The 21,507-nt window shown below is 53.1% G+C and carries 20 protein-coding genes; 14 read left to right on the top strand and 6 right to left on the bottom strand.

Annotated features, from left to right (window positions below):
* Positions 1–31: 31 nt before the first annotated feature.
* Both MKZ07_RS17545 and MKZ07_RS17540 read right to left on the bottom strand, forming a co-directional pair.
* The gene (locus tag MKZ07_RS17545) at positions 32–265 is read right to left on the bottom strand and encodes an alpha/beta-type small acid-soluble spore protein (RefSeq protein ID WP_036701727.1); all 234 of its coding nucleotides are present in this window, start codon (positions 263–265) and stop codon (positions 32–34) included.
* Positions 266–366: 101 nt separating this feature from the next.
* Positions 367–1,338, bottom strand: a complete 972-nt coding sequence (locus MKZ07_RS17540; protein WP_036701725.1) for an aldose 1-epimerase — start codon at positions 1,336–1,338, stop codon at positions 367–369.
* Positions 1,339–1,786: 448 nt separating this feature from the next.
* Between MKZ07_RS17540 and trpS the strand changes: the two genes are divergently transcribed.
* Positions 1,787–2,776, top strand: a complete 990-nt coding sequence (trpS, locus tag MKZ07_RS17535; RefSeq protein WP_036701724.1) for a tryptophan--tRNA ligase — start codon at positions 1,787–1,789, stop codon at positions 2,774–2,776.
* A gap of 1 nt (position 2,777) precedes the next feature.
* Here the strand turns inward: trpS and MKZ07_RS17530 are convergent, their stop codons facing one another.
* Positions 2,778–2,969 (bottom strand): hypothetical protein, encoded by a 192-nt coding sequence (locus tag MKZ07_RS17530; protein WP_036701722.1) that lies wholly within the window; start codon positions 2,967–2,969, stop codon positions 2,778–2,780.
* A 531-nt stretch (positions 2,970–3,500) separates the two neighbouring features.
* On the bottom strand, positions 3,501–4,505 hold the full coding sequence (locus MKZ07_RS17525) for a metal-dependent hydrolase (RefSeq protein ID WP_341026807.1): 1,005 nt from the start codon (positions 4,503–4,505) through the stop codon (positions 3,501–3,503).
* 206 nt (positions 4,506–4,711) lie between these two features.
* Here MKZ07_RS17525 and cyoE point away from each other — a divergent pair, with 206 nt between their 5' ends.
* Complete coding sequence (gene cyoE / locus MKZ07_RS17520; protein ID WP_036701718.1) at positions 4,712–5,644, top strand: heme o synthase; 933 nt, start codon at positions 4,712–4,714, stop codon at positions 5,642–5,644.
* A 31-nt stretch (positions 5,645–5,675) separates the two neighbouring features.
* The gene (locus MKZ07_RS17515; protein WP_156949757.1) at positions 5,676–6,293 is read left to right on the top strand and encodes an SCO family protein; all 618 of its coding nucleotides are present in this window, start codon (positions 5,676–5,678) and stop codon (positions 6,291–6,293) included.
* A 107-nt stretch (positions 6,294–6,400) separates the two neighbouring features.
* On the opposite strand, the gene MKZ07_RS17510 is transcribed toward MKZ07_RS17515, so the two are convergent.
* Positions 6,401–6,760, bottom strand: a complete 360-nt coding sequence (locus tag MKZ07_RS17510; RefSeq protein ID WP_036701716.1) for a DNA primase — start codon at positions 6,758–6,760, stop codon at positions 6,401–6,403.
* 110 nt (positions 6,761–6,870) lie between these two features.
* A complete protein-coding gene (locus MKZ07_RS17505) occupies positions 6,871–8,049 on the bottom strand; it encodes an MFS transporter (protein ID WP_036701714.1) in 1,179 nt (392 codons plus the stop codon).
* Between the two features lie 252 nt (positions 8,050–8,301).
* Here MKZ07_RS17505 and MKZ07_RS17500 point away from each other — a divergent pair, with 252 nt between their 5' ends.
* From MKZ07_RS17500 to MKZ07_RS17450, 11 genes are all read left to right on the top strand, one after another.
* Positions 8,302–8,745, top strand: coding sequence for a hypothetical protein (locus tag MKZ07_RS17500; protein ID WP_036701766.1), 444 nt, complete (start codon positions 8,302–8,304; stop codon positions 8,743–8,745).
* A 51-nt stretch (positions 8,746–8,796) separates the two neighbouring features.
* On the top strand, positions 8,797–9,936 hold the full coding sequence (locus MKZ07_RS17495) for a transglutaminase domain-containing protein (protein ID WP_341026803.1): 1,140 nt from the start codon (positions 8,797–8,799) through the stop codon (positions 9,934–9,936).
* A gap of 285 nt (positions 9,937–10,221) precedes the next feature.
* Positions 10,222–12,177, top strand: a complete 1,956-nt coding sequence (locus MKZ07_RS17490) for a penicillin-binding transpeptidase domain-containing protein (RefSeq protein WP_156949758.1) — start codon at positions 10,222–10,224, stop codon at positions 12,175–12,177.
* 33 nt (positions 12,178–12,210) lie between these two features.
* Complete coding sequence (locus MKZ07_RS17485; protein ID WP_036701709.1) at positions 12,211–14,325, top strand: peptidoglycan D,D-transpeptidase FtsI family protein; 2,115 nt, start codon at positions 12,211–12,213, stop codon at positions 14,323–14,325.
* A gap of 95 nt (positions 14,326–14,420) precedes the next feature.
* On the top strand, positions 14,421–15,200 hold the full coding sequence (locus tag MKZ07_RS17480; protein WP_036701707.1) for a Cof-type HAD-IIB family hydrolase: 780 nt from the start codon (positions 14,421–14,423) through the stop codon (positions 15,198–15,200).
* A gap of 19 nt (positions 15,201–15,219) precedes the next feature.
* Positions 15,220–15,705, top strand: a complete 486-nt coding sequence (locus MKZ07_RS17475) for a DUF456 domain-containing protein (protein WP_036701705.1) — start codon at positions 15,220–15,222, stop codon at positions 15,703–15,705.
* 26 nt (positions 15,706–15,731) lie between these two features.
* Positions 15,732–17,360: a putative polysaccharide biosynthesis protein gene (locus tag MKZ07_RS17470; RefSeq protein ID WP_341026795.1), complete on the top strand. Its 1,629-nt coding sequence runs from the start codon at positions 15,732–15,734 to the stop codon at positions 17,358–17,360.
* A gap of 86 nt (positions 17,361–17,446) precedes the next feature.
* The gene (locus tag MKZ07_RS17465) at positions 17,447–17,791 is read left to right on the top strand and encodes a thioredoxin family protein (protein WP_036701702.1); all 345 of its coding nucleotides are present in this window, start codon (positions 17,447–17,449) and stop codon (positions 17,789–17,791) included.
* 85 nt (positions 17,792–17,876) lie between these two features.
* On the top strand, positions 17,877–18,812 hold the full coding sequence (locus MKZ07_RS17460) for a COX15/CtaA family protein (RefSeq protein WP_036701700.1): 936 nt from the start codon (positions 17,877–17,879) through the stop codon (positions 18,810–18,812).
* A 61-nt stretch (positions 18,813–18,873) separates the two neighbouring features.
* A complete protein-coding gene (locus MKZ07_RS17455) occupies positions 18,874–20,646 on the top strand; it encodes a UbiD family decarboxylase (protein ID WP_036701699.1) in 1,773 nt (590 codons plus the stop codon).
* A gap of 26 nt (positions 20,647–20,672) precedes the next feature.
* Entirely contained in the window at positions 20,673–21,419 is a 747-nt protein-coding gene (locus tag MKZ07_RS17450; protein ID WP_036701697.1) for a Cthe_2314 family HEPN domain-containing protein, read from the top strand.
* Positions 21,420–21,507 lie beyond the last annotated feature (88 nt).

Here is a 21,507-nt window from a genome sequence, read left to right as displayed (position 1 = left end):
GCTTAGACAGTTTGTAAAGATGAGGTAGCGATTACGAACGACCGGACAGTTGTTGCTCTGCCAGTTGCACCAGACGTTTGGTGATATATCCTCCCAAAGAACCAGTTTCGCGGGAAGTATAGTTCCCATAATAACCGTCAGCCGGGATAGTTACTCCAAGCTCTTGTGCTGCTTCATATTTCAACTGCTGCAGCGCTGCATTCGCTTGAGGAACGACCAGGTTGTTAGAACGGCTACCACGACTTTGTTGACCTGCTTGACCCATGTGTGCTCACCTCCTTCGCCCGTTGTGAAGATAGTATGAGCGCGGGAGGGAGAATTCATGCACAGATTTTGAAGGTTTATAGGATGGTAATTATATGAAATTTATCGCTCCGGATAGATCATCTGCAGCGTGCCCCCCAGAACCAGCGTCTGTCCGGGTTCAAGCGTGATCAGCCCGGTAGCGGAGGCGTCCTGCTGGAGATTAGGTGCATCCGGGAGCCAGGTTAGCGGTTCAATGCACAGGAACTGGTCGGCTTCGCCTTTGGTATAGAGAATCCAGTGGCGGAAGAAGTCAGGATCGGCCGAGTAACGCAGCCCGTATCCATCATCCCGCATCAATACGGCCTCGGCAGGCTGGCCCTCTGCTATACGCAGGATGGTATCCAGATCCGCACCTTGAAGATTCAGCCGGGTGTGCAGGCTAGTAAGCTTCCCGAGCGGCAACAGCTGTCCGGTAGGCAGGAGATCCTCACTCAGCTCGCAGACGGCCCCGGCAGGAAGGGTAACATTCCAGCGGGAGGGCGTTCCGTCCAGCATGAACCAGGTATGATAGCCTGCGCCAAAAGGAACGGGGCTAGTGCCGAGATGAGTGACCCTGAGCGTCTGCTGGAGCCGGTCATCCTGAAGCCGGAAGGTCATTTCAAGCTTCAGCGGCTCGGGGAATTGTCTGATCCAATCCGGGTCATCCGTGGTAAGGAATTCAGTAGTGACCGCGCACCCGTCCTCGTCCTCTTCGATGTCACTGACACACCAGGCTTGGGTACGGTGCAGTCCGTGAATATGATGTTCTCCCGCATTCCGGTCAAACTGGTAGCGTGTGCCATCGAATTGGAAGCTTCCTCTGCGTATCCGTCCGGGCGGCACCAGGAGGGGCAGGCCGAAGTGATAAGGTTTCTGCATATATGATGCCAAGTCGCGTTCCTCAGGCTGACGAAGGATCTGCCGCTCCATGGTGCGGTCCCATAATGAAATTACGTTATTACCCAGCCGGGGCAGAAGCGTGACTTCCAGTTCACGGCTATGCAAAATATACGTATCATAACCGTTCCACTGCCCTTTGGTCACCTGTTTCATAAGAGATATGCTCCTTTGATAAGCTGTAATCAGATTACATACACACGAATATCTTTATCATACCAGATTTATCCGGCGGAGGTTAGGGATTTGACAACTTCTCCGGGCCGATCTATGATGGAGGCATCAATGAAACACAGGTAACGCGATGACAGGGACAAGTAAGCATGGACTGTACCTCCAGAAAGCCGGTGGCTGATGTGAACCGGTGGTGCACCTCTGACTGAATGGACCCTTGAGTGCCGCGCTCGAACAGGCTGCAGAAGCCTTAAGTAGACCGGCCGCCTCTTCCCCGTTAACGGAAGCCAAGGCTGTTTGCATATATCCCTCCGGGGACTCCAGGCAGCGAATAAGGGTGGTACCACGGTCTCACGTCCCTTGCGGATGTGGGGCCTTTTTGCGTTCTATGCGCCAGCGGACATTAATTATGATGATGGAGGATAAGAGGATGGCTAAAAAAGTATTGTCGGGCATACAGCCCAGCGGTTCACTCACACTCGGTAATTATATCGGGGCAATCAAGAATTTCGTCAAGCTTCAAAAGGAATACGAATGTTACTTCATGGTGGTCGATCTTCATGCCATTACGGTAGCCCAGGACCCCGCAGCTCTGCGCGAGAATTCAGAATCGGTAGCTGCGCTATATCTGGCTGCAGGCATTGATCCTTCCATTGCGCATGTCTACATGCAGTCCCATGTGCCGCAGCATGCCGAGCTGGGCTGGATTCTGACTACGCTCACTGCCATGGGTGAGCTGGAACGGATGACACAGTTCAAGGATAAGTCCGCCGGCAAAGAATCGGTGGGAGCAGGTCTGTTCGTCTATCCGTCGCTGATGGCCGCCGATATTCTGGTCTACAATGCCGATCTGGTACCGGTAGGCGAAGACCAGAAGCAGCATCTGGAGCTGACACGTGACCTTGCGGGGCGCTTCAATCACCGGTTCGGTGACTTCTTCACCGTCCCTGAGCCTTACATTCCGGAGGTCGGAGCGCGGATCATGTCTCTGGATGACGGCACCAAGAAGATGAGCAAAAGCGATCCCAACCCCGGCAGCAGAATCGGACTCCTGGATCCGCCTGATGTGATCCGTAAAAAGATCAGCCGGGCCACAACGGATTCCGGCCGTGAGGTTATCTTCGACCCGGCGGCTAAGCCGGAGATCAGCAATCTGATGAGCATCTATGCCGAATGCTCGGGAATGAGCCTGCAGCAGATTGCCGACAAATATGAAGGCCAAATGTACGGCGGCTTCAAAAAAGAGCTGGCTGAAGTGGTCGTAGCCCTGCTGGAGCCGATCCAGCAAAGATATCAGGACATTCGCAGCTCAGGGATGCTCAGTGATATTCTGGCCCAGGGTGCCGAAAGTGCACGGGTGAGTGCTGCTCGTACCCTGGAGGGCGTGAAGGACCGGATGGGCTTCCTGCCTACCCGTTAAGTTAAGGGGTAGGCTGGTTGCTCTCCGCCTTGCGTCTCAGCCTGGCCTTGACGATGAAGCCCCAGCCGATGTTAAGCACGCACAGCGCGCCGAGCAGCAGTGCAAGCCAAATGTTATAGCTGATCGAGATGGAAGCTGCTGTGAGGAGTAGAATTGAAGAGCAGGCGAACCACAGTGACAGACCTTTACCCATATGTTCCAAGCCTTCCTTTCTGCTTCAAATAGTGTACAAGTGAATCCCGGTGTGCGTCGTTGCATGCCGGGATTTTCAGTTCAAAAGTAAGCTTTCAGTTCAAATGTAAATAAATGTAGTAGGTGAGCACTTGCTTTGCGCTGTAACCGCTTTATGGTGATTGTGCCTTATGCAGTCCCGGGCGTCAAGGGGCAGGCAAGAGAATAGATCCCCGGTAAATATAGTCTATAACGTATTAGATGAGTTGCATAATCCTGCACAAATTGCAACATTTCGATTTATAAATCACCCCAAATCAAAAAATGTTGCACAAAAGGCAGCAATCTTCCTCCCCCAATCAGCGGAGCGGGGAAATTCCTGCACTTCATGCAACATTCTTTACAGAGACCCTTATATCCCTTATTCAAAGTTGCAATATTTACAACATCTCGGCGTGATCCCTGACCGCACATGTGGGTGTTTTTGGTGGTAAATGTAATTAAAAAAATGGCACCTGCCCCGGCAGATGCCACCTGTCTTCAAAAAAACTTCCTACAGCTTGACTGTTCCCGGGTCAATGGCGAAGCGTTCATCGAGCTTCTCGCTGCTTAACCAGCCGACATAAGTATTCAGCGGTTTATACTCATGGTCCATTACCAGGACGGCCACGAACGGGAATTGCTTACGGTGTAAATAACGGACATCTCCCCAGCGTACAATATAACCAGAGGGCAGCTCCTCCACCTCCGCGACAGCGTACGAGGTGAAGTACAGGAAGGCCTGAATATCCTGATGGGATTTGGAATGCTCGACCGCGGGGTGAGTGGAGCACACCGCATGCTTGAACCATTCCAGCCGTCCGCTGTTCAGCAGCCCGACATTATAGCTGCCGTCCGGCTTGGCTTTGACCAGATTCCACCTCGTTGGCGAAATGGTGGGGATCACATAATAACGGTCACCTGCATGGTGGTGGACATCCTTGTTCATAATGCTGCGTGTAGTGCGGGCATGAACGAGGGTCCGCCAGATGTAATACAAGACAATGCAGGCGTACAAGGTAATGAATAGTGGAGCGGGCGGCACCATTCCGCTGATCCAGAGAATAATCGCCGCTGTATGGCTGCCGAAGATAAACGGATCGAAGATATGAATGATGTTCCAGGCGATCCATTTCTCGGTGAACGGGCGGGCAGCCTGAGTCCCGTAGGTGTTGAACAGATCAGAGAATACATGGACGGCAACGCCAATGAAGCTCCAGAGCGCGATATGGCTTAAGGTGGTCAGGTCCGTGAAGCCGAACAACGGCCCGATGACCCCTGTGATCAATGCCGGCCACAGCAGTAAAAAGGGCAGGGAATGAGTGATTCCCCTGTGATTGCGGATATATACCGCGTTATCCTTGAGACGCAGGGCGGTATCGGCATCCGGTGCCTGAGAAGCCAGTACAGTAGCTACCATCACCGCCCCGGCCAGCGTTCCATTCGAAGCGACGAGCGGATCGACGAAGGACAGACCTGCAAGTCCAAGTCCCATAACAAAATGTGTGGCAGTATCCATTAGTCAGATCTCCTTTGTACGGAAGTTCTCTATTAATAACTACCCATTATTGGGCTAAGTTATTTAAGGGCGGGGAAATAAATATCGTCACGTAATTGTCGAATTAATGAACATCATGGTCAATGATTGTCAAAGTCTTTCCCAGTTTGCTATGATAAAGTTAATAGCGGAGTGTTAGAAGTTCCCTAGAAGGAGGAACCCGATACGTGGACAATCAATTGAGATATCAAGCTTCTTCTGATTCCGCATCAATGTCTGCCAAGTCTCCACCGGAAGGTGCAAGCTGGCGCGACTTTATTACCGTTACGAAGCCCGGCATTATCCGCTCCAATCTGATTGCGGCATTCGCAGGCTACTGGGTGGCATCAGGATGGGATGTACAGTATGGACGCCTGATTCTGACTTTGCTCGGCACCATGCTGGTCATGGCTTCAGCCTGTGTCTTCAATAATTATTTTGACCGCGATTTGGATATGAAGATGGAACGGACCCGGGAACGCGGGCTGCCTACAGGAAGGCTGAAGCCTACAACAGTACTTATCTATGCCATTGGACTCGGCATTGCCGGGCTAGGAGTGCTGTTCGCATTCTGCGGCGTACTGGCCGGATTGTTCGGCATCGTCGGCATGTTCGTATATGTTGTAGTGTACACCCTTTGGCTCAAAAGAACCTCTACCTGGAGCACCTCGGTAGGTGCGATCTCGGGGGCCATGCCTCCTGTCATCGGCTATGTGGCTGTTACAGGAACAGTCGATCTCGGAGCCTGGCTGCTGTTCGCAATGCTCTTTCTGTGGCAGCCGCCCCATTTCTGGGCGCTTGGCATCCGCCGCAAGGAGGAGTACCGGGCTGCAGGATTCCCGCTCCTTCCGGTTGTGAAGGGAACGCGGCGCACCAAGTTCCAGATGATTCCTTATGTCGCGCTGCTGCTCCCCGTGCCTGTGCTGATGTATGCCTACGATTATGCAGGTATTTATTATCTTATTGTATCACTGGCCTTGTCGGTTGGGTGGCTCTACTTAACCCTCATCGGATTCAAGGCCAAGGATGATGAGATCTGGGCGAAGAAAAGCTTCCTCTTCTCCATTAACTATCTGACCTTAAGCCTGATTGCCCTGGTGCTGAATACCATTCATGTGTAAGCATTCTTAGGATAGAGGGGGAAGGTGTCCTGTGCAGACCTTGAAACGTTACAAATGGACCTGGATGTTGCTGCTGCTTGCAGTAATTATGGCGGTCTATCTGGCAGTCAAATCGTTTGATTTCGGAGGTGAGAAGCTGCCGGTCATCGGTCAGGTACAGGACTTCTCCCTGGAGAATGTGGACGGGAAGCAGATCAGTCTGGCGGATACGGCAGGTAAGGCAAGGCTGGTCTATTTCTTCTTCACCGTCTGTCCCGATGTGTGTCCGATTACTACCTATATGTTGTCAGAGACGCAGGATATCCTGGTTAAGGATGGCAGCTTCGGCAAGGACGTTGAATTCGTCTCGATCTCTTTCGATCCGAAGAATGATACAAGGGAAGCGATCAAGGCCTTCGCCGACAAGTTCCATGCCGATTACAGCGGATGGTACTTCCTGCGGGGGGATCAGGAGCAGGTACGCAAGCTGGCAGCGGAGTCCTTCAAGGTGCTGATCTACGGCACAAGCAAGGATGATTTCGCCCACATGAACCTCATTGGTCTGGTGGACAAGAACAACCAGCTCCGGGGATTGTACGATGCCGGGGATACGGAGAATGTAACGCCGGAGTTCCTGGCCAGAACGGTTAAGAAGCTGGCCCGTGAATAGTACAGGAATGCACAAAACGAGGGTGTCCGTGGAGCAGTGGAGCTGCTGCACAGGACACCCTCGTTTTGTGGTGAAAGGTTAAGAATGTATATACTTCATGCAATAAATTATCCTTCTATGCCCTGAGGATAGGGCTGGGGGTAAATAATGAAATCTTCAAGTCCAGCCTTCTCCAGCTGGGTGATGTTATATTCATCCGGAGTCCCTTCCACACCGGCATAGCCCTTGCGGGTATACATATGAACGGCATCGGGGAAGGCGTCGCGCAGGACAGCACGAATTTTTTTGCCGGAGCTGTCATTGTCCATGTACAGGTAGACTTCTCCGTCCCGGATGGTATTGCGCAGAGCTTCCAGCTTCAGGGTATTCAGCGTACCGAAGGTGCACAGAATGTCGACCTCTGGTTCAAGCAGTCGCCTCAGTCTGCTGCGGTCATTCTTGCCTTCGACAATAATGGTGATGGACATATGCAATCAGCCCCCGGATCTTAGTTGTTATGACGATATTGTACCTAAGCTGCGCTATTTTTAACAGCGTAGCGGAACAATATGTATTCATTCCCCGGGAAATGTCGCATTCAGGCGGCAGGGCTGTTCCAGTCGGGAGCGTAGGAAGAGAGACGGCCGGATCTGCCCGGAGGCAGCAGCAGAAGAGCTGTCATCAGCAGCACGAAGGCAATGAAGTAGGGGGAGACATACTCCCTTAGCTGTCCGGCGGCTACAGGTCCGGCAAAGGCCCCGAGGGACATGGCGATGGATTGCAGCGAGAAGGTCCGGCCCAGCCGTCCTGCGCCGCCCAGGCCGATGAAGAGTGAGGCCATAGCCGGGAATAATACCCCTTTTGCAGAACCGAGCAGGAAGAGAACCACTCCGGCCGGGATGCTGCGGAAGGCAGCCAGAGTGAAGAAGCAGAGAGCCATTCCCAGCAGGGCGGCGGCAATACGAATGCCCGGCGAGATGCGGTTCAGGAAGAACAGGCAGAGGGTCGCCAGCGCTCCAAGGCTGAGCAGGGAGAGCAGAATTCCGGTAGAGACCATTCCGTCCTGTCCTTGTGACAGCGGAAGCTCGAAGAACAGTACGCCCTGGGAGCAGGATACGAAGAAGGGCAGCAGATAATAACGTCTGGAGACGGTAGGCTGGGTGGTTGCGGCCAGCCCGGGCTGCAGATTCTCCTTCACCGGGAGTGCAGGCTTATGCAGTACCAGAGCCGGATTATGCTTCGGTACACTGAAGAAGGCCATTACACCGGTGAAGATCAGGAGCCAGCCCAAGGTGCTGAAGGTGCCGGAATAGCCGGCTTTAGCTACGATGAAGGCTCCGGCAGCAGGGGAGACCACAGAAGCCAGCGTGTGAATAATTCCGTTGCCTGACATGTATTTGCCCTGGGTCGCCGGGTCAGACGAGAGTGAGGCCAAAAGGGTCATGCAGGCTGGGGAGAGGAATGCCAGAGCGAATCCGCTCGCTGCCCGCAGCAGTAGTAGATGCCAGGGCAGCTGGGCATGCGCCTGCAAGAGCAAGATCAGTCCTGCTACGGTAAGGGCGAACACGATATAGCGGCGGCTGCCGTTGCGGTCTACAAGTACACCGGCCAGCAGGTTGCCCGGGAGGTGGGTCAGGGAATACATCCCCATCATCCAGCCGATGAAGGCCGGGCCCGCTCCCAGTGACATGGCAAAGGGTGTCAGGATAGGATACTGGGCATGCAAATCGAAGAACGCCAGGAACATGAAGAGGTACAGCCACATTGCAGTTTTCACGGATAACACCTCCAGATTAGCGGCCAGCCGCTGATGACGGAACGGATTCCAGCAGAGGGAACAGCCTACTTGTACTTTACGTGCGGCAGCGGGGGCTTATACCATTTTCTTGGCCAGCCTTGTATGCGGTTCTGCATTCCGGTAACCATGAATTATAAGGGGCATTCATGTATAATAATTAATATTAATGAAATGTCTGACGGGACAGCGTCCCGGATTGGCGAAATTTGCGATTGGGGTGTTGTGAAATTGATGAATCCGGAAGTGTGGTCACAGTTTATCAGAGAGAATTGGCTTGTTATCGTTATTGCGCTTGTCCTGCTGTTCGCAGTCGTTAACATCGTTAAGACAATGCTGAAATGGGCTATCGTCGTCGTTATTGTTGTAGGATTGTTCATCTATAGCGGGGTAACCATGGACCAGATCGGTAATGCCGTTAACAAAGTGGCGGACGGGACAGTCAGTACGCTGAAGAATGAGGCGCAGGAGGTCATGCTCAAAGAAGCGCAGGAAGCGGTTTATACCTCCGGCGGTGACGGCACCTTCACCATTAAGACTCCTAATCTGGAGGTGAAGGGCTCTGCCGCAGAGGACAAGGTGGAAGTGGTCTTCCGCGGAGTCAGCCTCGGGAAGTGGAGCGTTACGGATACAACCAAGACCTTTATCGACGAAGCACGGAAGCAGGCGGGCAAGTAACAGTGCAGCTGGCTCAGGGTTACCTGCAGCAGCGGAAGGAGGAGTGATTCATTGAATAACTGGATAGAAAGTCTTCGGGAAGCCAATATCATCTCCATTGTCCTGCTGCTGGTGGTCCTCTTCTCTGCACTGCAGGGCTGGGGCCGGGGCTTCCGCAGAGCAGCCGGAGGGCTGTTCGGCATGCTCGGATCAGGAGTACTTGCGGCAGCTTCGCTGGTGATGGCGATTCCCGCAGCCGTATACCTCTCGCCTGCTGCCGGGAACTGGGCTTCGGGCATCACTCCGCAGGATGACAAGCTAAGCCAATGGCAGCAGCTATATTATACAGGTGCCTCTGTACTGGCGAATTCACCAATAGTGCGGTTTCTGCTGCTGCTCTTGCTGTGCTATAGCTTGATTCGTCTGCTGCTGGGTCTGCTGTTCCTTCTGCTGCCGTTCCGCCTGCCGCGCCAGTCCGGGAGGAGTTCGGGACGGATCACTGGCGCCAGCCGGCTCGTCGGGGCAGTGCTTGGCACCGCCGCAGGGCTTACCCGCGCCTTGGTGCTGGTCTTTGTCCTGTTTATCAGTGTCACCCTGAACCCGGACAGCGGCTTCAGCCGCTATGTGCAGTCCTCGCCGGTCTACAGTGAGAGTGCGGAAGCGGTATTTGAACCGCTGGCCGGTGAACAGGTCAGAGGGAAGCTTCCGGTGCTGACCAAGGCGGTAGCCGCCGAGATGAGTGACATTCTCCGGCGCAAATATGAAGTGATTGACCATGATATTTCGGTGGATATTGCCGGTGCAGCCGCAGATATTGCCGGACAAGCCAGCGGAGATGAAGAGAAGGCCAGACTGCTCTATGACTGGGTAGGTTCGCGTATTGCTTACGACTATACCAAGGCGGAGAATTATGAAGAGAGACGGATCTGGCATGAGCAGACCCCGCAGGATACGATGGATACGCGGCTTGGCGTATGCATTGATTACGCGCGGCTCTATGCCATGATGGCCCGCTCGCAAGGCCTTCAGGTGCGTGTCGTTACCGGCAAAGGCTATGACGGTCAAGGCGGCTATGGACCGCATGCCTGGAATGAGGTCTATATCAGCAGCAGTGCAGCCTGGATTCCGCTTGATTCCACTTGGGCCAGCAGCGGCGACTGGTTCAATCCGGGGGATTTCGACTCCACGCATATCAAGGAAAACATCCTCTGAGAAGGAGCGGACGCTCTTATAACTATGGTACAATAACAGCGGGCAAGTGGAAACGGCTGTGCCGTCCTTTCAAAGGACGTGCAACATATAAATTATTATATTTCAAGAACAGCTCTTGCACGTGATCTTACGGATAAGCAATACTGCAAACCATACAAGGAGAGGGACTTGCTGTGAGATGGTTCGGTAAGCCGGGCTCCGGCCCGGGCAATGGAGAGACCCGCAACTACCTGAGCTTACGCATAAATCTATTTTTCTTTGGTGCTTTTTTTTATTTTTGTGATCATGATGATCCGGCTTGCGGGACTGCAGTTTGTAGAGAGTCCCGAGCTCAGCGAGGTGGAGGCCAGCCGGGAGACCAAGGATGTTCCGCTTGCGGCGATCCGGGGGACTATTCACGCGGCGGGAGGGGAAGACATTGCCCATTCCACACCGGTTCAGTCATTATTCGTTACGTTAACCCAAGAATACACCGCAAAGGTCAAGAATAAGAAGACCGGCTTATATGAACCGACCGCTGAAGCCAAGGCGAATACGAAAGCGCTGGCGGCGGGGCTGTCATCCGTTTTTGAACAGTATGGTGATCCCTCTGCGAAGAAGCTGCTCAAGGAGGATGTTCTGCTGCTGCTGGACCTTGATTATAAGAAGTCACTGGGATATGTCCCGCGTAAGATCAAGGCCGGTCTTACGATGAAGGAAGTCGCCCATCTGATGGAGAACAGGCAGCGCTATCCCGGGGTGTCTGTTGTAGAGGAGAGTATCCGCCATTATGACAAGGACACGGTGGCCGTTCAAACGGTAGGCTATATGAAGCAATTCCGTTCTACAGAAGAAGGATATAATTTATACAAAAATATCCGCAGCGCCATGAAACAAACGGGTGGGGACCCGGGGCTTAGCTACAGGGAAGATGAGTTTGTCGGCATCTATGGTCTTGAACAGCAATATCAGCGTGAGCTTAGAGGGAAGAACGGGTATCAGACGATCTCTGTCAATGCCCAGAACATGGCCGAAGAGGTTGTCGCGTTGATCCCGCCCGTCAAGGGCAACGATATCTGGATGACGATTAACAAGAAGGTGCAGATGAGAACAGAGCAGGCCATCAATGATCAGCTCAACTGGCTGCACCGCAACCCTGTACAGGGGAAGCTTCATAAGGATGCGCTCACCGGCTATGCCGTTGCCATGGAAGTTGATACAGGCAATGTAGTGGCAATGGCGAGTATGCCGGACTATGATACGAATGTCTGGAATGCCGAGACGCTGGTTCCTGAAGTGTACGACAAGATTAGGGATTATTATCAGAACGGGACGATTACCGATATTTCCTCCGGTATCTCCGGCAACGGGCTGAAGTCATTAATCTTCCTGGGCTCCACGATTAAGCCGTTAAGTGTCTTGATCGGTCTGGAGGAAGGCTTATTCACTACCAGTGATACTTATATAGATAAAGGGATTGGTTATTTCGGTAAGGATAACAGCTCCTCGGTGAGGAATTCCTCCGGCCATGTCCTGGGCCCGCTTAGTCCGGCGAAGGCTATTCAGGAGTCCTCGAATGCTTTTATGGTAGAGTGGGTCGGTAATGCCCTGTACAAGAAGTATCCGGGAGAAGGGATTGCCATATGGGACAAATATATGAAGGCCTTCGGCCTTGGGGTGTCTACGCAAAGCGGGCTTCCGGGTGAAAGTGCCGGAGTTGCCGATTATCTTGATCCGAAGAAGGCAGGCTCTTCCCAATCGGCGCTGGTACTTGCCTCCTTCGGCCAGAAGGGGAAATATACCGCATTACAGCTTGCCCAGTATACGGCCACACTTGCGAATGAAGGTGTGCGGATTAAGCCCCAGCTCGTCAGTAAGATTACAGATCCCGACGGCAAGACGGTTAAGCAATTTGGACGGGAAGTTCTGGACAGCATCTCGTTTCATCCTTCTTACTGGAAGGAGATCAAGCGCGGGATGAATACTAAGGTTAAGGCGTTTGACGGATTTTCGTATGACTTCGCCCGCAAGACAGGAACCTCTGAGATGGAAGCCTTCGGGGCTACCCGTGACAACGGGGTATTCATTGCTTATGCTCCACGTGAGCATCCTAAGCTTGCGGTGGCCGTGATTATTCCGGAAGGCGGTTTTGGCGCGAACAGTGCAGCACCGGTAGCCCGCCAAATCTTTGAAGCCTATGACCAGGAGTATGGACTGGATGGAGTGCCTAAGAAGAATGTGCCCGAGTCAAGGGTGGATTAAACGGTTTATTTTGATGTAGAGGAGTGAAAAACTGTGGGTGTTTTCCGAAAGCAGGCCTCCCCCCCGGAAGAGAAGGGCAGCAAGAGCTCGCTTGGCCTGCGTCTTAACGTGTTTTTCTTCAGTACGTTTGTTATTTTTTGTGTAATTATTATCCGTCTCGCAGTTATTCAATTTGTGGAAGGACCCACGCTGACCGAGGTGGAGACCAGCCGGGATACCAAAAGTGTACCCCTCGCCTCCATCCGTGGGGGAATCCGCGCAGCCGCAGGCGAGCAAATTGCCTACTCGACCTCCGTTCAAACGCTGTATGTTACGCTTACGAAGGAATATACAGCGAAGGCACTGGACAAGGAGACGGGAATCAGCTCGCTGAAGCCGGAGGCAAGGGCCAATGCGTATGCGCTGGCGAATAATCTGGTTGCGAAATTTGACGAATATGGCGACCCGAACGGCGAGAAGCTGACTGTTAATGAAGTGATTAATTCTCTGGATTTATATTTCAAGAAATATTCAGGCTATATGGCCCGCAAGATCAAATCCGGTCTGACAACCAAGGAAATTGCCTATTTCATGGAGCATAAAAGCGAATTCCCGGGCCTTGAGATCGTAGAAGAAGGCGTGCGTCATTATGACAAGGATACTGTTGCCGTGCAGACAGTCGGGTATATCAAGCCCTTCAAATCCTCCAACACACTCAACATCTACAAGAATATTCAGAGTGCGATGAAGAAGATCAGCGCAGATCCCGGCCTGAATTATAAAGACGATGAATTCGTCGGCTTCGATGGTCTGGAGCTGCAATACCAGCGGGAGCTGCGCGGCAAGAACGGCTATCAGGTCATCTCGGTGAATCCGCAGAACATGGCCGAGAAGGTAGAAGAGGTAGTGCCGCCTGTCAAGGGTAATGATATCTGGATGACGATTGACAAGAATGTTCAGCTTAAGACGGAGCAGGCCATCACCGAACAGATCAATTGGCTGCACCGCAACTCTGTACAAGGCAAGACCCATCCTGATGCCAAGACAGGCTATGCCGTGGCGATGGAGGTCGATACCGGCAATATCGTAGCCATGGCCAGTATGCCGGATTACGATACCAATGTCTGGACAGCGGAGAAGCTGGATTCGGATACCTGGAACAAGATCATGGGCAACTATCAGAACGGGACTATTACCCCGTATTCTTCGGGCCTGTCCGGTCATGGATTTGGTTCCACGGTACTGCTCGGCTCCACCATTAAGCCGCTGACGGTGCTGATCGGTCTAAATGAAGGCTTCTTCAGCACTTCCTATACGTACAATGACAAAGGGATTGCCTATTTCGGTAAGGATGATAAATCCTCTGTCCGCAATTCCTCGGGTCACGTATACGGCCGGATGGACCCGGCGAAGGCGATTGAGGATTCCTCTAACGTGTTCATGGTGGATATGATCGGCAAGAGGATTTACGATCAATACAAGGGGGAAGGCATTGGAGTCTGGGATAAGTATATGAAGGAATTCGGCCTTGGCGTATCCACGCAGAGCGGTCTCCCTAATGAATACCTGGGACAGATCAACTACACGGATACTAAGGCAGCGGGCAGTGCGCAAGCCGCATTGGTCTATGCCTCCTTCGGACAGCAGGGCCGCTATACGGTACTGCAGTTAGCTCAGTATGCTTCTACGCTTGCCAATGAAGGGGTGCGGATCAAGCCGCAGCTTGTCAGCAAGATTACAGATTCATCGGGCAAGGTGGTCAAGAAATTTGAGCGCGAGGTGCTGGATGAAGTAACGACCTTTGACAAGTCCTTTTGGAGAGAAATTAAAAAGGGTATGAACAGTAAGGTCTCGGCATTCGCAGATTTCCCTTATGATTTTGCCCGTAAGACAGGGACCTCACAGCAGCTGGGAAAAGGGCAATTGCGCGATAACGGGGTATTTATTGCCTTCGCCCCGCGTAATAATCCTAAGTTGGCTGTTGCTGTAGTCATCCCCGAAGGGGGATTCGGCTCCAACAGTGCGGCTCCGGTTGCGCGTAAAATTTTCGATGCCTACGACTGGGAATACGGGCTGGATGGCGTGCCTAAGAAAAGCCTGAAAACAGCGAACCCGAATGACGGTACTACTTCCGGTGACAATTCCGATAATACTGCCGCAACAAACTGATGATATTATAGCCATGATGGAGATGTATTTGCGAGAAATACCAAATATACGGTTGCCTTCAAACGAAAGAGCAACCAAGAATGGAGGGGTGGCAAATGACTGCCAAATACCGCCTGCTTGCCTTGGATATGGATGGAACCCTACTGAACGACGAACAGAAGATTACCCCGCTTACAGTGGAATGGATCAAAAAAGCGATGGAGGCCGGCGTACATGTCTGCCTGTCTACGGGACGCTCCTCGCGCAGTGCGATGCCTTATGCTGAACAGCTTGGCCTCAACACTCCGATGATTATGGTGAACGGAAGTGAAGTCTGGCGTGCACCTCATGAGCTGTACCGCCGGTCCCTGATGGATGTGGAGCTAGTCAAAGAGATGCACAAAATCGCGGAGGAATTCGACATCTGGTTCTGGGCCTACTCTGTAGATGAGGTGTACAACCGGGATAGCTGGGACGGGGAGATTGACAGCAGGGAATGGTTGAAATTCGGCTATTCCACCGAGGATAACGATATCCGCCATAAGCTGCTGATGCGGCTGCAGGAGCTGGGCGGGCTGGAGATCACCAACTCCTCGCCGTTCAACCTGGAGATTAATCCACTGGGCGTCAACAAGGCTTCAGGCATACTTGAGGTCTGCAAGCTGCTGGGCATTAACATGTCCCAGGTTGTTGCCGTAGGTGACAGCCTCAACGATCTGGCAGCGATCCAGCAGTCCGGCTTTGGAGTGGCTATGGGCAATGCGCAGGAAACTGTCAAGCAGGAAGCGGATGCGGTTGTAGCTACGAACAACGAAGACGGGATCGCCGAAGTGATTCAGAAGTACATCCTGACAGAGGCCGGAACCTCGGCCGGCAGAATATCGAAACGAGCTTAAGATTAAGGAGTTGAGGGAATTGACAATTCTGGGCTGGATTCTGATCATTGCTTTATTCGCAATCGGAATGGCAGGAGCGGTATATCCAATCTTGCCGGGGGCGCTTGCGATTTACCTGGCTTTCTTTGTATATGGCTGGTTCTTTTCCTTCGGCTCCTTCGGACCCTGGTTCTGGATTGCCCAGACGCTAATCGTTGTGGTGCTGTTCATTGCCGACTATGTTGTCGGGGCCTGGGGCGTCAAGAAATTCGGCGGCTCCCGCGCCTCGGTGATCGGCAGCACCATCGGTCTGATTATCGGTCCGTTTCTGATTCCGGCGTTCGGCCTGCTGATTGGCCCGTTCCTGGGTGCTTTCATCGGCGAGCTGATTGCCGGCGAGAAGGCCGGTAAAGCGGTTAAGGTGAGCTTCGGCGCTCTGCTCGGGCTGTTCAGCAGCACAGTCGTCAAGATTATTCTGCAGATTGTTATGATCGTCCTCTTCTTTATCTGGATCGGACGTTTTTAAATTTATTGTGAAGAAGGCGAAACAGCTTGTCCACCAAGAAAGAATCCTTTGTCAAAGGCACGCTAATTCTGGCGGCAGCCGCACTGGTGGCCCGTGTCCTCGGGCTTGCCCAGCGGGTGCCGCTGGAGCATTTATTCAATACAACAGGGAATGCGTCGTTTACGATCGCTAATAATGTATATTTGCTACTGTTGCCGCTGGCGACAGCCGGTATTCCAAGCACGCTTAGTAAAATGGTGTCCGAGCGCTATGCGCTGAACCGACCGCAGGAAGCTCAGCAGGTGTATCGAGCTGCTCTTATCTTTGCTGCAATTGTTGGTGTGATTATGGGTGTGACGCTATACATAGCTGCTCCATATTACGCTGAATACAGCAAGGTTCCAGAGAGTACTCTGGCCATCCGGGCAATTGCCCCGGCGCTGCTGCTGTTCCCTACAATCGCGATGATGCGCGGGTATTTCCAGGGCCGTAACAATATGATGGCCGGGGGCATCTCACAGATTGTCGAGCAGATTGCCCGGGTATCCACAGCCATTCTGCTTGCATTCATCCTGCTGCACCAGGGCTACAGCAATACCTGGATGGCGGCAGGCGCATCCTTCGGCAGTGTACTCGGCAGTATCGGCGCCTTCGGCGTGATGCTGTATTATGCCATGAAGCTGCGCCGCAGCGAGGAGAAGGTGGCACTGTATGAATCGAGTGAGGCCCGTATCCCGCTGCTGAAGATTTATAAGGATATTTTCAAGCTGTCCATACCGATTGTATTATCTTCTGTTACGGTGCCTGTAGTGAACTTTATTGATACTTCTTTCATTGTTCCGCTGCTTAGCGGTAAGATCGGGATGGAGCAGGCTACTTGGGCCCTAAGTATCTTCGGCAGCCGGGCACAGAGTGTGGCCGGGATTCCTCCGGTATTGTCGATCGCCCTAAGTGCATCGCTGATTCCGATAATATCTGCCGCCTTCGCACGCAAAGATGAACAGCACCTGCAGCGTCAGGTCACACTCGCCATGCGGGTGTCTATTCTGACCGGCACACCGGTTGTACTCTCTCTGGTCGTGGCGGCGTATTCCGTTAATGGCCTGCTGTTCAAAACACTGGATGGCAGCGGCATTGTGGCGATGCTGACACTCGGTACTATTTTCCAGATTACGATGATGACCACTAACTCCATCCTGCTTGGAATGGGCAAATCGCGGATATCGATGTATTACGTGCTTGTGGGTATCCTCGTGAAGTTCGGCTCCAACTTCCTGTTCAGCCAGTGGTTTGGCATCTATGGCATTATCGGTTCTACGGCACTTTGCTTCATAGTGATTACACTGCTTAATCTGCGGATGCTCAAAAAAATCGTCCCCTTCACTATTCTCGGCAAACGATGGGGAGGCTTCTCTATTGCGGTCTTGGCTTCGGGGGGAATTGGTTATGGCCTTAATGAAGCAGGTATATTGATGACGCAGCTGATGCCGGCCCGCCTGGCCTTCCTGATTACCTGTCTGGTGGTTGGAGCGGCAGTGGTGATTGTCTATCTGGTTCTCCTGATTATTCTGGGCGTACTCAGCAGCCAGGAGATTGCCGGTTATCCCCGTCCGCTCCGCAAGGTGCTGGGTCCTTTGATGAAATTGCAGCCGGCCCGTGTACGTTCCGGTGAATAATGATGTTTGACTTATTCCTTACATTTTGATTCACTTAAAGAGCAAGCTTCGTGTGGAACTTTCTGATAGAAGGGAATGGTCAATTGATGGACAAAATCAGCTCCCCTGCCCAGTTTCAGGTAGCAATTCAGTCTCCGCGCCTGACGGTGGCAGTCTTCAAGGCAGATTGGTGTGTGGATTGTAAATTCATTGATCCGTTCATGCCGGATGTGCAGCAGAAATATGCAGAGCGTCTTACCCTGGTGGAAGTGGATGTCGATGCTGTAGGTGAAGTCAGCCAGGAACAGAATATACTGGGCATTCCAAGCTTTGTCGCGTATACCGATGGACGGGAACTGGTCCGGTTCGTGAACAAGCTCCGCAAGTCCCGGGAAGAAATCGAGAAGTTCCTTGATACGGCGCTGGACGTTTATCTCAGCATTCACAAGTAATTACGCAGCACCGCTTTCGCCCAATTCGAGCAGAAGCGGTGCTTTTTTCTTATAAACTCATTCCTATACAATACGGGTGATACTATTGACGACACTTCAATTAAAATGGCTCAGCTATCTGACCTGTCTCATTATGTTCATGGCGCTGTTTGGCGGGGTTGTGGTGACGAAGACCGGCTCGGGACTGGAATGCGGGAATGAGTGGCCGCTGTGCCACGGGAAGCTGATTCCTGCCTATACCATCGGCTCTCTGATTGAATATACCCACCGTTTGTTCAGCGGCCTGGCGGGCCTGTTATCACTGGCTTCCATGGTTGCCTTCTGGCGTTTTGCCAGGCACCGCAAGGATCTGCTGGCCTACGCCCTGCTGACCCTGATCTTCGTCATCGTTCAAGGCGGGATGGGAGCGCTTGCAGTAGTGAAGTCGCAATCAGCTGCAGTCATGGCCCTGCATATGGGCTTCTCGCTGATCGCCTTCGCCGGTTCGCTGATGCTGGCGCTTGGGACCCGGCGGGCATTCTCCCCTGGAGCGGAACTCAGCACAGGAAGTCCCAAAGTCCGCCTGGCCTTCCGCAACTTAACCTGGGTTACTGCAGTATATTCATATATCGTTGTCTATATAGGGGCCTATGTAAGCCACACCAGCTCCCAGGGCGGGTGCTCCGGCTGGCCGCTGTGTAACGGACAATGGATTCCGGAGATGAGCGGCGGAGTAGGGATCGTATTTGTGCACCGGATTGCGGCGGCGATTCTTTTCCTGCTGACGGCTATGCTTGGGCATCTGGCCTTCTGGAAGTATAAGGAGCTGCCGGAGCTGAGGGCTCTTGGAGTAGCGGCAGTTCTGCTATGCCTGATGCAGGTATTCAGCGGAGCGGCTGTGGTATACACACTGAATAATGAGAAATTGTACATATTTGCTGCGATGTCTCATATTGTGCTGATCTCCGGACTCTTCGGGGTTCTGTGCTACATGAGTGTAAGGGTCTGGCAGTTAAGCGGAGCTGGCAGAGGCAGCAAGTGATAAGCATAAGGCAACGGTGGACGGGATAAGCATAACGTCCTGTTTGAGGAGGAAGGCTATAGTGCGATACGGTAATTTACGACAATGGATCGAGCAACTCCGCAGGGATAAGGATCTGGCAGTGATAGATACGCCTGTTGATCCTTATCTGGAGCTTGCCGAAATTCACCGCCGGGTGGTGCAGGAGGAAGGCCCGGCACTGCTGTTCACGAACGTGCAAGGAACACCGTTCCCGGTCGCTACGAATCTATTCGGTTCAGTCCGGCGCGTCAACAAAGCCTTTGGGACAAGACCGGAGCAGCTGCTGAAGTCGCTGACAACGGCGATGGAGCAGCTGATCCCGCCTTCCGCCGCCGGCTTATGGCGGGAGAAGACGGTGCTGCTTGAGCTGCTGAGGGCAGGAACCAAGAACATACCGCAAGGAGAGGCTCCTGTGCTCGGCGTCTGCAGCAGCAGTGATCCGCTTAAGGAGCTGCCCCGGATCACAGCCTGGCCTAAGGATGGCGGGGCATTCCTCACGCTTCCTCTGGTCTATACGGAGAATATCACCAACCCTAAGGATCATAACCTCGGAATGTACCGGATTCAGATGTATGACGACAGTACCACAGGCATTCACTGGCAGATTCACAAGGGCGGCGGCTTTCATCACTCGCAGGCAGAGCATCTCGGGGAGACCCTGCCGGTGTCTGTCTTCATCGGCGGGCCGCCGGCCCTGATTGCTGCGGCAGTGGCTCCGGTCCCGGAACGGATTCCGGAGCTGCTGCTAGCCTCGCTGATGCTGGGTGGCAAGCTTCCCATGGTGCAGGACCCCTTGGGCGGGCACCGGATTCCGGCAGAGGCCGAGTTCTCCATCCGGGGACGCGTGTCTCCGCTGGAGCGGAGAGCGGAAGGCCCGTATGGGAGCCAGTCCGGCTACTATTCCATGCAGCATGATTTCCCGGTCATGCATGTTCAGCGCATGTGGCACCGCAAGGATGCCATCTACCCGGCGACCATCACCGGCAAGCCGCGCCAGGAGGATTATTACCTGAAGGATTATTTGCAACGGCTGCTCGCTCCGGCCTATCCTCTGCTGATCCCTTCGGTCAAAGCGCTATGGTCCTATTCCGAATCCGGTTCGCATTCATTGACCTCAGCGGTCGTGAGGGAGAGCTATCCGCGTGAGTATATGGTGTCAGCGTTTCGTATCTTAGGGGAAGGCCAGCTCTCCTTAACCAAATTCCTTCTGCTAACTAATGTGCAGGTAGAGCTTACCGACTTTCCCAAGTTGCTGGAAACGGTGCTTGAGCGCTTCAATCCGCAATTGGATCTGACGATCTTTGCCAATACCTCCATGGATACGCTGGATTATACTGGACGCAAGCTGAACCATGGCAGTAAGGCTGTGATGGCGGGCATCGGCAGCCCGGTCCGTCAGCTGCCAAAGACCTATACAGAGGGGCTGCTCCCATCAATCACCGCCGCTGTGCCTTATTGCGGAGGATGTTTAGCCGTTTCCGGTGCATCCTATGAAGAGGACCCGGAGCTGCCGGAACGGCTGGTGGCTGCCTTCAAGGAGAGGGAGACCGACTGGCCTTTGATTGTGCTGGTCGATCAGGCGGAAGAGGCGGTAAGCACGCAGACCTCATTCCTGTGGTCTGTATTCACCCGCTTCAATCCAGCGGACGATATTTATTCGGCGGCTGGGGTACAACGGGGCAGTGTCAGCTATACGCTGCCGATCATTATAGATGCCCGGATGAAGCCGGGATACCCGGAGGAGCTGGCTCCGAGCGAGGATATTGCGAAGCGGGTAGACCGCAATTGGAATCATTATTTTCCTCTAGCGTAGAAGTGAACTTTAAGGAGGGTCAAAATATGCTGCGGACATTACTGGGAGAGCCGCCCCGCGTGAACAGCGGTGTGCTGGCTGAAGCTATGGAATCCATGGCGAAGGCTGCCTCCATGCTGCGCAAGGAGATGGCGGCACATGAAGACCATGACCATGAATACCGCAAGCTGGAAATCTGGACACGGGGCTTGATCTCCTCTCTGGATGAGCTGGAGCAGAGCTGGTTCGCAGCCGCCTTTTTCCGGAAGTCAGTAATAGCCGGTTATATGGATGATATGTCGTCCACCGAGCAGGGGGAGTACGCCAGATATGTGTATTTCTACAAGGATGGCTTCATCCGTGTCTTCTCGCTGCTGGACAAGCTGGGCACGGTGCTGAACAATCTGTACAATCTCAATACAGGCAAGGTGAAAACGCATTTCTCCTACTTTACGGTGCTGAGGCAATTTCAGCTGCTTCATGCGCATCATCCGCTGGCGGACGAACTGGAGCGGATCAGGAATTCCTACCGGGAGCCGGTGGAGAATCTGCGCAAGCGGCGGAATGCCGAGATCCATTACATGAACGCGGAGATGACCGACGATCTCTGGCAGCGTCACCAGGGATTGCATGATAAGATCCGTCTGGAGGATCTGGACAGCCATCTGGAGGATTTGAAGCAGAGTCTGGAGATGGTATGCCAATCACTGGCAGCCGCATACAAGTACGGGAATGCGCAATGGCACAAGAAATTAGCGGTCCCAGGCCCGAAATCCGGGCATGCCCGTTCGTAAAAACTTACCTTTGACAAAAAACTCGAAACTGAATATACTTAGGCATACATTAACTTCTGACATGATACGGAATATATAACTTCATACT

The organism is Paenibacillus sp. FSL P4-0338 (assembly GCF_038002365.1).
Lineage (GTDB): Bacteria > Bacillota > Bacilli > Paenibacillales > Paenibacillaceae > Paenibacillus_AQ.
Note: the sequence above shows the minus strand (reverse complement) of the source record. Positions and strands in the feature narration are given on the sequence as shown.